At 51.1% G+C, this 14,205-nt stretch carries 7 protein-coding genes; 1 reads left to right on the top strand and 6 read right to left on the bottom strand.

All coding sequences use genetic code 11. The features are described from left to right. A partial coding sequence (locus E1757_RS35340) for a transposase (RefSeq protein WP_342774630.1) occupies nucleotides 1-170 on the top strand: 170 nt, incomplete at its 5' end. 160 nt (nucleotides 171-330) lie between these two features. Here E1757_RS35340 and sigK read toward each other — a convergent pair. The 6 genes from sigK to E1757_RS35310 all read right to left on the bottom strand — a co-directional run bounded on the left by sigK (nucleotide 331) and on the right by E1757_RS35310 (nucleotide 13,571). Continuing rightward, the gene (gene sigK / locus E1757_RS35335) at nucleotides 331-1,032 is read right to left on the bottom strand and encodes an RNA polymerase sporulation sigma factor SigK (protein ID WP_133237125.1); all 702 of its coding nucleotides are present in this window, start codon (nucleotides 1,030-1,032) and stop codon (nucleotides 331-333) included. Nucleotides 1,033-1,224: 192 nt separating this feature from the next. Beyond that, nucleotides 1,225-2,088: a cupredoxin domain-containing protein gene (locus E1757_RS35330; protein WP_165972438.1), complete on the bottom strand. Its 864-nt coding sequence runs from the start codon at nucleotides 2,086-2,088 to the stop codon at nucleotides 1,225-1,227. Nucleotides 2,089-2,121: 33 nt separating this feature from the next. Beyond that, nucleotides 2,122-3,078 (bottom strand): TIGR03943 family putative permease subunit, encoded by a 957-nt coding sequence (locus E1757_RS35325; RefSeq protein ID WP_133237123.1) that lies wholly within the window; start codon nucleotides 3,076-3,078, stop codon nucleotides 2,122-2,124. A gap of 11 nt (nucleotides 3,079-3,089) precedes the next feature. Next, on the bottom strand, nucleotides 3,090-4,130 hold the full coding sequence (locus E1757_RS35320; protein WP_133237122.1) for a permease: 1,041 nt from the start codon (nucleotides 4,128-4,130) through the stop codon (nucleotides 3,090-3,092). Between the two features lie 22 nt (nucleotides 4,131-4,152). Further along, nucleotides 4,153-5,391 (bottom strand): HupE/UreJ family protein, encoded by a 1,239-nt coding sequence (locus E1757_RS35315; RefSeq protein WP_133237121.1) that lies wholly within the window; start codon nucleotides 5,389-5,391, stop codon nucleotides 4,153-4,155. Nucleotides 5,392-5,420: 29 nt separating this feature from the next. Beyond that, nucleotides 5,421-13,571, bottom strand: a complete 8,151-nt coding sequence (locus tag E1757_RS35310) for an Ig-like domain-containing protein (RefSeq protein WP_133237120.1) — start codon at nucleotides 13,569-13,571, stop codon at nucleotides 5,421-5,423. Nucleotides 13,572-14,205: the final 634 nt, after the last annotated feature.

The following is a 14,205-nucleotide window of genomic DNA, read 5'->3' as shown; positions in this document are numbered from 1 at the left end:
TTAAAACCAAATCAAAGGAACGCTACAAGATCGAAGCGAAGAATAGCGAACTCAAACATAGGCACGGGTATGATGTCGCCACATCCTCGGGTCTGCTTGGCATGCAGATGCAAGGAGCTATGGCGATATTCGCGGTAAATCTAAAGCGAATATTAAAGTTAACAGACTGACGGGTAACGACCTACTGTAACCATTCTGATGAAAAACAGAAGACATCCGCCCCAAGAGTTGGACTGGATGTCTTCTTTGCACTTTGGGTAGATCGACGGAACCGAAAAACGTAAGTTCTTCAGTGGCCTTGTAAAAGGCAGGCTGTTATCCATTATTCTATCACCGCTTCGCCTTATAAAACTCATGATACAGCTTCATCAACGCACGCTTCTCGATCCGGGACACATAAGAGCGCGATATCCCGAGCTCCTTCGCGATCTCCCGCTGGGTGCGCTCCTCGCCTCCCGCTTCAAGACCGAAACGGCCGACAACCACCTCGCGTTCCCGACCGTCCAAAATATCCAAATTTCTGTAAATTTTCGATTTCTCAATTTTCAGCTGCACTTTATCGACGACATCGTCCGTCTCGGTGCCGAGGATATCGATCAGCGTAATTTCATTGCCTTCCTTATCCGTACCGATCGGATCGTGCAGAGAAACATCCTTGCGCGTCTTTTTGAGCGAACGCAGGTGCATGAGAATTTCGTTCTCGATACATCTGGCCGCGAATGTAGCCAGCTTGGTCCCTTTGTCCGGGGAAAAAGACTCGATCGCTTTGATCAGCCCGATCGTCCCGATCGAGATAAGGTCTTCCAAATCTTCTCCTGTATTATCGAATTTTTTGACGATATGGGCGACTAAGCGAAGATTATGTTCGATCAACAAATTGCGGGAGTGTTGGTTTCCTTCTGCCATTTGACGCAAGTGCTTATCTTCTTCCGCTTCCGATAGCGGTTGAGGAAACGCATTGTTCTTCACATAAGAAACCAATAACATTAACTCTTTAATAAATAAAAAAATTGCTGAGAAAAAGCCAGGCACAGCTGCCACCCCCTACAAGTTTTGCGGAGCAAAACTGCTTCGGAAGCCTCCGCTTTAAGCTTAGTATCATTTTATGTGGGCATCTACCTAACTGTGCCTGTACTTTAGAAAAATGATCTCATCCTGTCGGCAATTGCGGAGATTCGGGGGAAGCAAACCGTCGCTTTTGCGCGAGACCGCGGGAATGAACCGTTATTTTACAGATTTGACGGTAAACATACTCTTGTAAGCTTTGTTAGGCTCGACCAATTCGTAGGTTCCCGGCTGAGGATTGTTCAGTAAAAAAATATTTTGGCCGGGCTTTAATTCCGCGCTGAAATTCAAATCGCTCGACACCAGCTTCAAGCCGGTTCCGGAATTCGGCTTCACATTGAATACCGCTTTAATCATCGTGCCGGCTTTAAATTCGGTAACTGCCGGAGTAAAACCGGAAGCGGACACGTCGATCGAGGCGACCTGCAGATCGTTTTCTTCATCGAACACAGCGGTTTGCGAAGCCGGGGCGCCGATAGAACCTACGCGTATTTGATCTTTTTCAACCATAATGGAAGCTGCGCTAACTGCCGCACAAATCGCCAGTATCACCGTTCCCGCAGGCGCATGCTTTTTCAACGGCGTCGCCGTTTCATTTCGTCTGCGGCTATCGTTCGACCGCCGACGATCCGCGAGCTTTTGGAGGAGGAACGAGATAATGATAAATGCAATAGCGGCAACCAGTACGACGTTGTTCGATCTGTAATAAAGACTGCCCGTCAACGTTCCGAGCATCGCTCCGAGCGATCCGGCCAAGGCCCCCTGGACTGCCGTCTGCAGGCCGAATCCAATGCCGCCAAGAAAGCCGGCGACAATTGCGAATAATATTGCGATGGACAACGTTACAGTTAAATCGAAATCGAATGTTTGCGCCCCGACCGCGCCGAAAGCCATGCCTGAAAATAAGGCAACCGCCGGAGCGAATCCGTTTCGGGCCGATTCCCATTTTTGGCGAAGCCCGTCATAAACATGATAACCCGTCATCAATACGATCAAGATGAGGCTTCCTAAGTTCAGCAGCATAACAATGACCACTCCATTTTTTATCATTCGAGTTTAATTCAGTTTTTTGGCAAAGTCCCAATCCGGATAAACGTAAGGAATCACAGGAGCCGTTGCAGGCTCTATATGTTGAACGATTATTTTTATGACCGTCTGATCATGATAAGTTGTTTTGTCAATGGTCCCCGTCAATGTTACCCAAGTGTCGTTGGCGTAACGGCTTGCGTCCGGAAGCTCGGCAATCATTCCATATGGCGAAATATCCGCAATACAATGGGTCATCGCCATTCTTTCAATGAGAAATTGATTTTCCGGCAAGCCGTTCTCCCGATAGATGAAGCCTTTCATTTGAATGGGCTTGCCCGAAAAATGATCCGCAAATAAATTAAGCGCCTGCAGCTTCTCAATAAACCATTGATCTTTCATTTCGACCATATCCTGCTTATACAAAAGCATCCCCAATTTGGCATAATCCCGATTGTATTTATCCGTAGTAAACAATGCCCTCGCTTCGGGGTCAATGCTCCCCTTCAGCAGCGCCAAATCCATAGGCACGCCATTGCTGTCCACGGCCTCTTCCCCCAGCTGGATTCCGCTGTTTTTGGCCAGCGAACCGGCGACGACCTGATTCGGCAAAAGCACAGCCAGCAGCAGCGGCAAAATAAATAAACTGTAGCCAAGCACATGCTTCAAAACCGGCCCGGAATCGCTTTGACCATGGTCGTGCATGTGCGTATGATCCGGATGCCCGCCTTGGGAATGATCATGATGGTGCGCGCAAGCGCAGCCGGCAACGGGCTGTTTGAATGACCGAATCGAAATGTAGAGCTGAAACACGGCGAATATGAAGAGACCCGCGGCGGCCGTTTTCACATATTTCAACAGATGGGGCGCGATAAAAAGGAGGATTTCCCCCGTAAAGACCAGGTAAATCAAATATCCGGCAAATCCCAGCAAAATTGCCACTTTCAAAAAATGATGCGCCACAGAAGCATAATTGTTAGTTGCCATTCGTTTACCTCTCAATTCAAAAGAGCTATTTCCAATATCAACGTGCTTGCATAGACAAATCCAACCACGAGCAAGCTGTACAATAATACAAACCGGGCTTTAAAAACAGCAGCCATCATCAGGATGCCTTTTAAGTTCAGCATGGGACCGATCATCATAAATGCGATAAGCGAGCCTTTTGAAAATGTCGCGCTAAACGATTGGGCGACGAAGGCATCCGATGTGGAACAAAGCGAGAGAATAAATCCGAGTCCCATCATCAGCGCAGCTGCGCTTCCTTGGCCGTGGCCAAGCGCAACCAGGCTTTCCTTGGAAACGAACGCTTGAAGCAAGCCGACCAGCAATGCCCCGAACATTAAAAATTTGCCCATGTCAAAAAATTCTTCGATCGAATGGCTCATGACTTGAACAAGCTTATTCCAGCCCGAACCGCCATGCCCGTGATGATGTACGATATTAAATGAGCTTGCCGTCTGCTGAACAGGCTTGCTTATTTTTAACGGATCCGACTTCACCAGGCGATAAATGAGAAGTCCGATGACAAATGCCGCCGTAATAGCCAGTCCCATTCGGGCATAAGCCATCTCCGGTTTGTTGCGGAAAGCGATAAACGTCGACCAAAATACAATCGGATTCAATATCGGTCCGACGACCAGAAAGGTTATGGCCGCATGCAGCTTCATCCCTTTTTGAATGAAACGGCGGACCGCCGGAACCATCCCGCACTCGCATACGGGAAAGATGATCCCGAGCAAGCTGACGACCAGAATCGCCAATACCGGATTTGCCGGTATCATTCGTTTAATGGTCTGTTCTGAAACGAAAACCTCGACCAGTGCGGAAAGAACGACGCCGATCAGGATAAACGGCAGCGCTTCGACAATGATGCTGATGAACATCATTTTGAATAACTGCAGCTTGGGGTGATGCCAGATGGACTCGGGCGCTTGGCCGGACAAGAAATATAAAATCAGAATCAGGATGATGGAAAAGCCGGCAAGTACATTGCTGATCTTGGTCGTTGACTTTTTTTGTAATGCCGCGTTTTGCATGGATGTCCCCTCTTGCTTTAATTTAATTAAAAATTCGCTCCGCCAGCCAAATTCCGCCCATCGCAAAAGCCGCGGCAGAACTGGCAAGCACAACGCGCTTCGAATGTTCCCAACGGTGGACAATGACAAGCAGCGGCAATAGAATGGCGACCAATGTCACCTGAACGACTTCGATGCCCACGTTAAAGCTGATCAAGTCCGCCGCCAGTTCGCCTCCCGGAATGTCCATTTCTTTCAAAATATCGGCGAACCCCATGCCGTGAACCAAGCCGAATAAAAAAGTAAGCAGCCAGCGATAGGTAATGCGTTTGCTGAGCATGTTTTCGACTGCCACATAACAGATGCTTAAAGCAATTGCCGGTTCAACGATGGCGGCCGGCATATTAATCCAGCCAAGTACGGTCAGCGTTAAGGTGATGCTATGGGCTATCGTGAACGCAGTAATCATCGCAGCATACTGTTTAAACGTTTGCCTCGCGATCAACAACGAAAAAAGAAACAGCAGATGGTCGTATCCGGATAAAATATGGTTAATTCCCAGCATAAAAAATGAAAACCAGCCTGGATCCGGTTGCTCCGACCGGTTCGAAGCCGCTGCCTGCGGTTCCTCTGAAGAAGACGTCGCTGCAGAAACTTGAGACTGCTTATCCTGCTGCATGCCGGCATATTCGGTTTCTGTCATTTGCATCGCCCATACCCGGTTTTTGCCGGATAAAGCCGCTGTGCTTTTTTGCTTCCCGTAATGAATAGTTACTAAATCGACATAGTTGGCGGCTGCATCGTTCATGTACAAATGATCGGTTAAAGAAACCGGCTGCGCCGTGCTCACAGCTGCATACGATACTTTCAGGGTCGCTTTGGTTGCATCCCCTTGCCGGTCGAGAATCAAACTATGGATTTGCCAATGCTGCGGCTGATTGTTCAGCTTGAAAATGATATTTTGCTGCAGCAGCGAGACAAGACGATCTTTCACCTGATCGAATTCTTCCTGCTCCAGCATGCCGTTCTTGTTCGTATCGCCGCCGACCAGCTCGATCACCGACAATTCGTCCAACGCATACGTCATTTCGGTGTTTGCTTTGGTCAATTCAATCGTCGTATAGCTGGCGCTGTAGGCATGAGCGTCCGCCTTCCCAATGAACGGGAACAAGACGATCGCCAAAACGGACATGAGACAAATGGTAAATTTCAATGCCGACTGAACCCGGAACATAATTTCCTCCTGATATAGATAGGAGGATGCCATTCTTGCGAATGGCATCCGGCTATCCTGCTGTATCCCTGTGCTGATTATTTATTTAGCAGATTGTAAATTAATTGAGCGGATTCCGCGCGGGTAGCGATGCCTGTCGGATCGAACCCTCCGGCCGTTCGGCCTTGTATCAGCTTCAGCGCTGCAGCTGAATGGACGGATTCGGTCGCCCACGGAGAAATCCGGGGTTCATCCGTGAACGGCGTGCTTGTATGGGCAGGCGCCTTGCCGTTCTTGTATTCGTACGCCCGCATGAGCATAGCTACCGCTTCCTCGCGGCTAATTTGCGCATCCGGATCGAATATCGAAGCGCTTTTGCCCTGCACGATTCCCGCTTTCACTGCCATGGCAATCGCTTCATCGAACCAATCGGTTGGCCGGACATCGGCGAAGGACGCTGTGCCCTTGTCCGAAAGCTTCAACGCCCTGACCAGCATCATCGCAAATTCTGCACGCGTGATGCTGCGTTCGGGCTCGAACGTTGCGGCGCCCGTACCGGTCACCATTTGTTTCGCTGAGAGTTCTTTTATGATATCCGCGGCCCAATGGCTGGCCGGAACATCGGTAAACAGCTTCGTAACCTCAAGCACAGCATATTTGCTGAAATGATAAATCTGCGCCGTTATATACCCGTCTGCATAATTTCCTCCGATATATTCAAGCGCGCCATTGTCGGAAATATAATAAACGCCTGCGAGTTTCGGATTAAAGCCTTCATCCACCTTGAACCGAATCGTGATCGGCTGGTCAAAATCCGGCAAACTGACGGAATTGCCGTCGGCTGTCTCCATGGAAAGATGAAACTCATATACATTTCCATTGAGCTTAAGCTCGGCATAGGACGCATTTTGACTCATATCGACGATCTGTTTCGCATCGGTATCGTTAAGCGGGACCAGACTCAAGGACATCGTGCCGTCCTTTTGCTCGCCCGCCGGCAGCTTGTCGTTCAGCTGCTTCAACAGCCCCGGGGGAACAGTCATGGCAATCCGCTCCGAATTGACTTCCAGAGGCTTCTGGCCAAGCAGGTCGGCCGTATTTGACGGAAGCTTGATTTCCGAAGCGTTGGCCGGAACCTGAACGGCCACACTGCCGTTCACGCCTGCGGAAAGCTGTTCTGCCGTCACCTTGACGGAACGGTCGCCACCGTTATTGCCGTTGTTCCCATTGTTCCCGTTGTTTCCGTTGTTTCCGTTGTTTCCGTTGTTTCCGTTGTTTCCGTTATTTCCGTTGTTCCCGTTATTTCCGTTATTTCCGTTACTGCCGTTGTTGCCGCCACCGTTGCCCGAACCGCTACCTTTTCCATGGGAAGAGGAGCCTGGGCTTTGTACCAGAACGCTGCCGGCTGCCGTGAAAATTCCATCCGCAGTCGCCGCCGTAATCCGTGCCGTTCCTACCGCATGCGCGGTGACCAGACCTCCGGCATCTACCGTAGCAATCGCCGTGTTGCTGGAGGTCCAGACGACGGCCCGATTCGTTGCGTTGGCAGGCTGTACGACTGCAGTCAACTGTTCCGTTCCATTGACTCTTAAGGAAATCGAGCTTTTATCGATAGTTACACCCGTTACATGGATGCTTTCATCCGGAACGGTGACGGTGACGATTGTTGTCGCCGTATAGTGCCCTTCGTTTGTGGATACGGTGATGACCGCCGTACCTGCTCCCACTGCCGTAACACGGCCGTTCGCATCCACCTTCGCGACGTTTTCGTTGCCGGATGTCCAGGCAACCGACTTGTTCGTCGCATCCGCAGGCTGTACGGCTGCAGTCAGCTGCTCCGTTTCATTCATCAATAAGGAAATGTTGCTTTTGTCGATAGTTACGCCCGTTACACGGATGTTTTCAGCCGGCACGGTCACGGTGACGATGACGGACGCCGTATAATGCCCATCGCTCGTGGAAACGGTAATGGTCGCCGTACCTGCTCCCACTGCGGTAACTCGGCCATTCGTATCCACCTTCGCGACGTTTTCGTTGCCGGATGTCCATGTAACCGACTTGTTCGTCGCATCCGCAGGCTGTACGGTAGCGGTGAGCGCATCCGAGTCGCCTGCCCTTAAGCTCACAGCTTCTTTATTCAGCTTTACGCCGGTTACGGGGATAACCGGATTCGTACCGGTAACCTTCAGTTCCCTCGTATCGCGGACCCGAATCCGGTTGCCCTGGGAATACTTGCCGCTTAACCCGGCCGCCTGCAGCGTGTCTCCGACATGAACGGACGGGACGGGTCCGCTCTGGTTGACAATGTAACCGTCGATAAAGACGGCTACATCGCCCGAACCATCGTTTACGATGAAGGTGCTGTCATCGGGAATGGAGACCACCTTGCCTTGAACCTGAACCAGCTGGCCTTGGTATGTGTCGGAAACCGAATCTTTCGTACTCACCTGCTTGGGCTGGACTGCCGGTCCTGAACTTAATTTGACGATACTGTTGGCAAACTTGTCGAAGATGAGTTCTTTATCATTTTCGAAAACGCCGATTTGTCCGTAGATCCGAACGGTATCGCCAAGTTGCAGCGAGCCCGCCGGAACCTCGCTAAAGGCCACGATGCCGCCGGTATCGTCCTGAATGTAAGCCGAGTCGTAAAACGCCGTTGTCGTAACCTTGCCCTGAACGACAACGCTCGTCCCTTCCGGAAGCTGACGCGCTTCGCGGATCGGGATGACCTTAGGCTCGTTTTGGGAAAGCCAATTCACCGCTTTGATGCTGAACGGAGCATTATTCGTAGGTCCGTCATTTTGCGTCATCTGCTTGTCGTTATAAATGTTCATGCCCGATACGATAATACGGCCTTTGTCTAGCTGCTCCGAAGCAACTAACGGAATCGCCGAGCCTCCGGTTACGCCGGTCAAGGCAGGCCCGTTTTTACCGTTTGCGGTGTACACATTGTAGGCCACCGTGTCGGCTTTGACCTGTGGCGAATCCTGGAACGTCGATTCGTTCCCCCGCGCCAAAACGGTGACTGTACCGCTGTCGGCGAGCGGAACTTTTTTCCCCGTACCGTCGTTCGCCGCAAGACTTGCTCCGCTGTAATAATCCAGCAGCGATATAGAATCCGTCAATCCGTTGCTTACCGGCGACAAATGAAGCCTTACGGAGAAATTCGAGGTTAACGGGGTGGACCAAAAGTTGCCGGCTGCCGTTTCATCGAACACGCCGTCGTTGTTAATCAATATGCTTGAACCGATGCCCGACAGCAAGCTGTTCAAATTTTGCGGAGTTCCGCCAAAATTGCTTTTTCCGGTTAACAGCAGCGAGCCTCCGCGCTCGACAAACTGCTTCAGAACGGCAATTTCATTGGCGGTGTACACACTGCTCGGATGCGTAATCATGAGTACGCGTATATCGCTTAACAATGCATCCGTCAATGCCGATTTATTTTCGATAACCGTATACCCTTGCTTTTTCAGATTGAGCGTAAAATCGGTCAGGTTGTTGGCATATGTGCCGGCATCGCTTGTCGTATTCTCGTTATTATGCGTAGCGTCGATCATCACCTTGATGCCGAGCGGCGCCTTCACGGTAATCGACTGCTCGTAACGATTGTCGCCCAGATCGTTTCCGTCTCCGGCTTCTAGAATGACGATCAATTTATGCTCCCCTGCTGCCGGATTCGTCCATTGAATGACGGCATCCGCATTTTTGTTGCTGGCAAGCGAAGCGATCGGAACATCGCCTATGAAATGTGCGGCATCGATGCTGTCGTAATAGAAATGAGCGGTCAAATTCTTCACGCTGATCGTACCCAGATTGGAGATTCCGGCTTTCAAATTGACCGGAATACCGGCAACTGCCGCACCCTCGACGATGGTCAAGTCGTTCACTTTTACTGACAAAGGGTCAGCGGGTGACCAAATCGGCGCGGAGTAGATTTTGTCCCCATCCTTCTGGGTAACGCGGATGACGAACCATTGCTGCCCGCCTACGACATTGACGGACGGCTTCCATTCAAAGGATGCGGAATTTGTCGACGGCGTATAGCTGTCAACGACTCTGCCGCCATTGGTAACAAGCTCCACTTTGGCAATATTATCGTTCGACGGTGCGGTCAAATAGCTGTACTTGGGATCGGAGGAGCTTTCCGATACCGGGTCGCTGCCGGTCACCTCGAAATTCAGTACCTTCGAATCAACGGTCGCTCCCATGTAATATCCGTTTGCTAGCACATCCAGCTTGAAATTCGGGTCCTCGCTGAAATAAACGCGCATTTTGCGCATCGCATCGAGCAAAGATTCCTGAGACAGATCGTTTGCGACAATAACCGTACGCTTCTTCGTCTGACCCCAGGTCGCATCATGGTTGTCTTCGCCGTAAGTCGGCGCCACGTGCCAGCCCAAATCGAGGGCGCTGAAAAATTTGTTTTCCGCATTTACGTAGGAGTAATGGCCCGAGCCATTGCCCACTTCGAGCATCGTAAAGAGCTTATCGACATTTTTATCATAAGGAATAAAATTGTCAAACGCGTTTGCGGACATTGCCGGATGGTTGAACTGAGCAACAATGTTATCGTAGGACAACGTCCAGGCATAATAGTTTTTCAAATTTTGATACTTGCCTCCGCTTTGAACGCGATCGATAAAGTTGGTCGTTCCAAACACGTTGGAATGCCCCCAGCTTGTCGAGGTCATCTCAAAAGCCGGAAATACGACAAAGCTGCCGTCTTTCGTATACCTCCTCGCCAAATCTTTGGTCAGCTGCCAGTCCGAGCCGCCGGTCCGTTCCGGCATGCCGTTATGATCAACCGAATCCGTTCCGACCTGGGCGGAATCGATGTCGTGCGAGTGATCGGAAAACGCAAAATAATCGTAGCCATAGTTTTGGGTCGCCAAGAGCGCCGCTTCAGGATCGCCTTTGGCATCATGGGAAATTTGAGTATGGTTATGCGTCGTTCCCCGATAGTGATTTCCTCCGGTAAATCTTGGAACGATCCGGAATGTCCATGAAGTATTGGATAAATTACCAAGCTTGTCTTTAGCTGAAACGTTCACGGTATGCGTACCGACCGTCAAATCATCGTTCGGCGTCATCACAAGCTTAATTTGGGTTTCCGACTTGATCGCGGCAGCCGTAAAATCTTTGCCGTCGATGGAAAGGGTGACAGAATTCGCATCTACGCCGTTCGGATCATCCAAATTAACGGAAACGACCGGATGGAACGTTTCGATGCTGTCCATATCCGCGGGAAGCTCGTTGGAATAGGTCGGCCCGTCCGTATCCGCCACAACATTCACACCATGCGGCGCGGCAGAGCTTCCTGAATATTGGGTGGCTTGTCCTGTACTTTGAGCTTCAATATAATATAAAATTTTCGCGGACGTCACATATTGCTTCGGTATTTTCGCGTTGTAATTCAAATTGTCGGACGTCACCATAGGGATCGAACCGAAGGAAGGTTCCCCTTCATTTTTGTAAAAAAGGGTGACGGCATCCGCATATTTGGCCGCAGCCTTGACCGTAATGTCCAAGCCGGTGTATGCCTTGGTCAAAGGCTCATGCTGCAGCTGCAAATCGCCTTTAATATCGGCGGCGTTTCTCGGCTCGATATAATATCCGCTCGTATAAGGCGACACGGCTTTGGATTGGCCGACAATTCCTGTAAAGGCATACGTATCCCCCAGCTTAACCGCGCTGTTCACATCGATGCCGGCATTTCCCGATATTTTAACGATAGCCGTGTTTCCCGAATCATCGGTGATGGTCACGTTATAATCGGGGCCGGCGGAAGGAATGTTGGACACTTTGCCTCTGACGGAAACAAGAGATCCTTCCAACGGCTCGACCGTGCCATAGGCGCTCCATGTATCCAAAGCCGTCACCGCAGGCGCAGGCATTGTATCCGGTCCTTCATCCGTAAGCAATGTCGGGACAAATTGGGTCGTCCCTGCCGTAAATACAAGCTTCCCCGCTGCTTTCACTTTTCTTCCCGGTTGAATCGTCACCGCAGGCGACAGCTTATCGATAATTTGAATTCCGCCTGACGCATCCTGAATGTAAAAGTTCGTTTTCTCCGTACCATTCGCTCTATTTGCGGACGTTACGACACCCTCGACGGTCGTCGAATAGCCGATGTTGAGCAGCAGTCCGTTCGCATCATTTTTACGAAGCTGCCCGATCGGGACGACCGCAGACGGATTTGCCGCCGCGTCGATGCGGGCATAAGCGCTTTCCTTCTGAACCGGCTGAGCCATATCCTTATATGTGACATATACGGACGCACGACTGCTCGTATCGTTGAAAGAAAGGTTGAATGACCCGTTCGCAGCCGCATTGCCTTGATTGGTCAAAGCGACAACGCCACCGGTTTCCGTATAAACCTGGACCGATGACGAATCGGGCACCGATCCCGCTGCTCCTGTTACCGTTATGCTGCCGCCTGCATTCGTCAGGCTGATTTTCGCAGAATCGGGTGTGACCATAGATTTCGTATTTCTTACTTTAATATCTTCCGGGCTGCCTGGATTGCTCGGGCTGCTTAAGACGAAATCATTGGACGGGTTCCTGGAAAAAAAGCCGTTGCCTGCCCCGATAGCGCCTCTCGGATCGGAGCCCGTATCCGTTTTGCGCAGCAAGGTCGCCCCGCCGATCCCGGAGTCGTAAAACGGCGTGCCCCAATGATCCGTTTTCGTTGTAAAGCTCGTGTTGGTCCCGTTGCCGAAGGTAACGATGTCGATCGCTTTGGCGTCGTCCTGACCGGTTAATCCGGTCGTCGAATTGGCCAGTGTCAGAATGCCTCCGACAGACCCGCTCGGGTTCAGCGTAGTGGTTTGATCCGCCGTAACCGGCAGACCGCCGCCCGTTCCGCCTGATGAGCCTGCAACCAGATAATAGCCATGAGCTTTAATCGTACCGGTCAGCTTCGTGCCTGCCCCGAAGCCGTTGGTCGTAGCCGAAGTATAAATAATGGCCCATTGATTGTCGAACTGAATATCCTGATTTGTCGTGTTGTACAGCTCGAAAAACTTCGTTTTATAAAACGCGCCGCTGTTTCCGCCGTTGACGTAAAGCTGGCTGAATACGACATCTCCCGGTTTAAAGGTCGCGGATAAACCAACCGTCGTTTTGTCGCTTTCCAGCTTCCCGGTTTCCTTGGAGGTGACGAGCAGCGACGTTTTATTATTCGGATTCGCGATCGTTATCGCAAACGAGCCGTCCGAGCTTGCCGAACCCGTGCCTGCCAGGGCGTTATCGTCAAAATAAACGGAAACCTTGGCATTATTGGCTACGCTGCCGGATGAACCGGAAACAGACACCGCGTTGGCGAACGCGATTTTGCCCGCATCCGGCTTCGTCGACTTCGGTATGGCGACCGTCACTTTGTCGCTTTCAGCTTTACCGGCGGCTTCAGCCGATAACAGGATCGTTGCGCTTTGCCCCGGGTTGCTGATTCCCATCGTAAAGGAACCGTCAGACTGTGCCGTAGTTGAGCCTGCAGGCGTGAGATCGGGCAAGTAAGCATGAACCGCAGCGCCGCCGTATACGGCATAGGTCACGCCGCGAACGGTCGTATAGTCATCCTGGAACGCAATTTTGCTTGCGACAGGATTAGCCGTTTTAGCCGGATTCGTTGTCCCGCCCTGAATGGGAACGCCCGTTATGTAGATATCGGCAATCCGGCTGTTTCCCGTCCCGGTCGTCGCCCCGCTAATGGCGACGTTCGTGTAGTTGAGCCAACGGACGTATACAAGCGGCTTGTCGCCAGCATCGTCGGGCAATGAAAATGTGTTCGTCGCGCTCGTTTCCGTTTGGGTGAAGGTCGCATCCGGCACATCGGCAAAGCTGGCGCCGCGGTCCACGCTGTATTGCAGCTTGAAATCTCTCGGACCCGCAGGCGTCCCGTAGTTTTTGGAAGAAACGACGAGCTGGGAATAGCCTTCGGTGCTCAGCTGCGCCTGCCAATAGCCATTGGCCGTATTCCAGCCGTTCGTATAGATCGTATTGCCGGTGGTGGAATAAGTTCCGGTCCGGTTTCCGCTTATCGTAAATTTGGCCTGGCCAAGATCGTTGCCGTTGCCGCTAGTAGCGGCAAAAGAGGTGCCCGTAGCCGAGAAGGTCCATCCCGCTACGGTTTCCGGTGACCCGGCGAATGCCGTCAGAGCCGGACCGCCCGGTAAAACCGAGGTCGCCAGCATCATCACAATCATTGCCAGACTGATCCACTTTGAATATTTTTTTATCCATCTTATCATAATTACGCATTACTCCCATCCGTTAAGTCATATAAGCTCCATGCCTGGCCGACTATTCAACAATTAACTTGATACAAGTGCCGATTTTACGGTTTTTGGCGCAGGGACAATGGTTGTATGTTCTTTGATGATCCCCTCCTTTCCAGCCGCCGTCTCCCCTCTGTACTGTCAACAAGTCTTAATTATATGGACTTTTGTTTCAGCCATATCAAAATACTGTTGAGCTTTTGTAAATTCGACAAATCTGCGCCCGCCGCGACAAAGCTCCTCTGTAAAAAAGGGCTGTCCCAAAGGTCATTTTTGGATTTTCAGCCTCCAACTTTGATATGAATTTGATCGGATAGGAGGCTACCCATTAGTTGAGTAGCCGACCTTCCACACCACCGTGCATACCGTTCGGTACACGGCGGTTCAACCGCTTGAGTGCAACTGACGTAGACGCTCGTATTGGGCAGGGAAGTCATAGTACCCTGCCTGTGCGAGCTTTTCGTTTGTAACAGAGCGATTCAATACTGCGCTTCCGGCTATTCGCCAGTAACCTAGCCTTGTGTTCCCCCATTGGTAGGCCTGCCACTCCGGCACTCCCAGCTTTCGCAGGTTTTGCACCTTCGTCCCCGGCTTCTTCCACTGTTTC

Source organism: Paenibacillus piri, from assembly GCF_004354045.1.
In the GTDB taxonomy this organism is placed as follows: domain Bacteria; phylum Bacillota; class Bacilli; order Paenibacillales; family NBRC-103111; genus Paenibacillus_S; species Paenibacillus_S piri.
The sequence above is the reverse complement of the archived record's forward strand: the minus strand, read 5'-3'. Positions and strand labels throughout refer to the sequence as shown.

Coding starts and splice junctions, on each gene's coding strand:
- E1757_RS35320 (WP_133237122.1), bottom strand. CDS start 4,130: ATGCAAAACGCGGCATTACAAAAAAAGTCAACGACCAAGATCAGCAAT.
- E1757_RS35330 (WP_165972438.1), bottom strand. CDS start 2,088: ATGCTGCTGAACTTAGGAAGCCTCATCTTGATCGTATTGATGACGGGT.
- E1757_RS35315 (WP_133237121.1), bottom strand. CDS start 5,391: ATGCCATTCGCAAGAATGGCATCCTCCTATCTATATCAGGAGGAAATT.
- E1757_RS35325 (WP_133237123.1), bottom strand. CDS start 3,078: ATGGCAACTAACAATTATGCTTCTGTGGCGCATCATTTTTTGAAAGTG.
- E1757_RS35310 (WP_133237120.1), bottom strand. CDS start 13,571: ATGATAAGATGGATAAAAAAATATTCAAAGTGGATCAGTCTGGCAATG.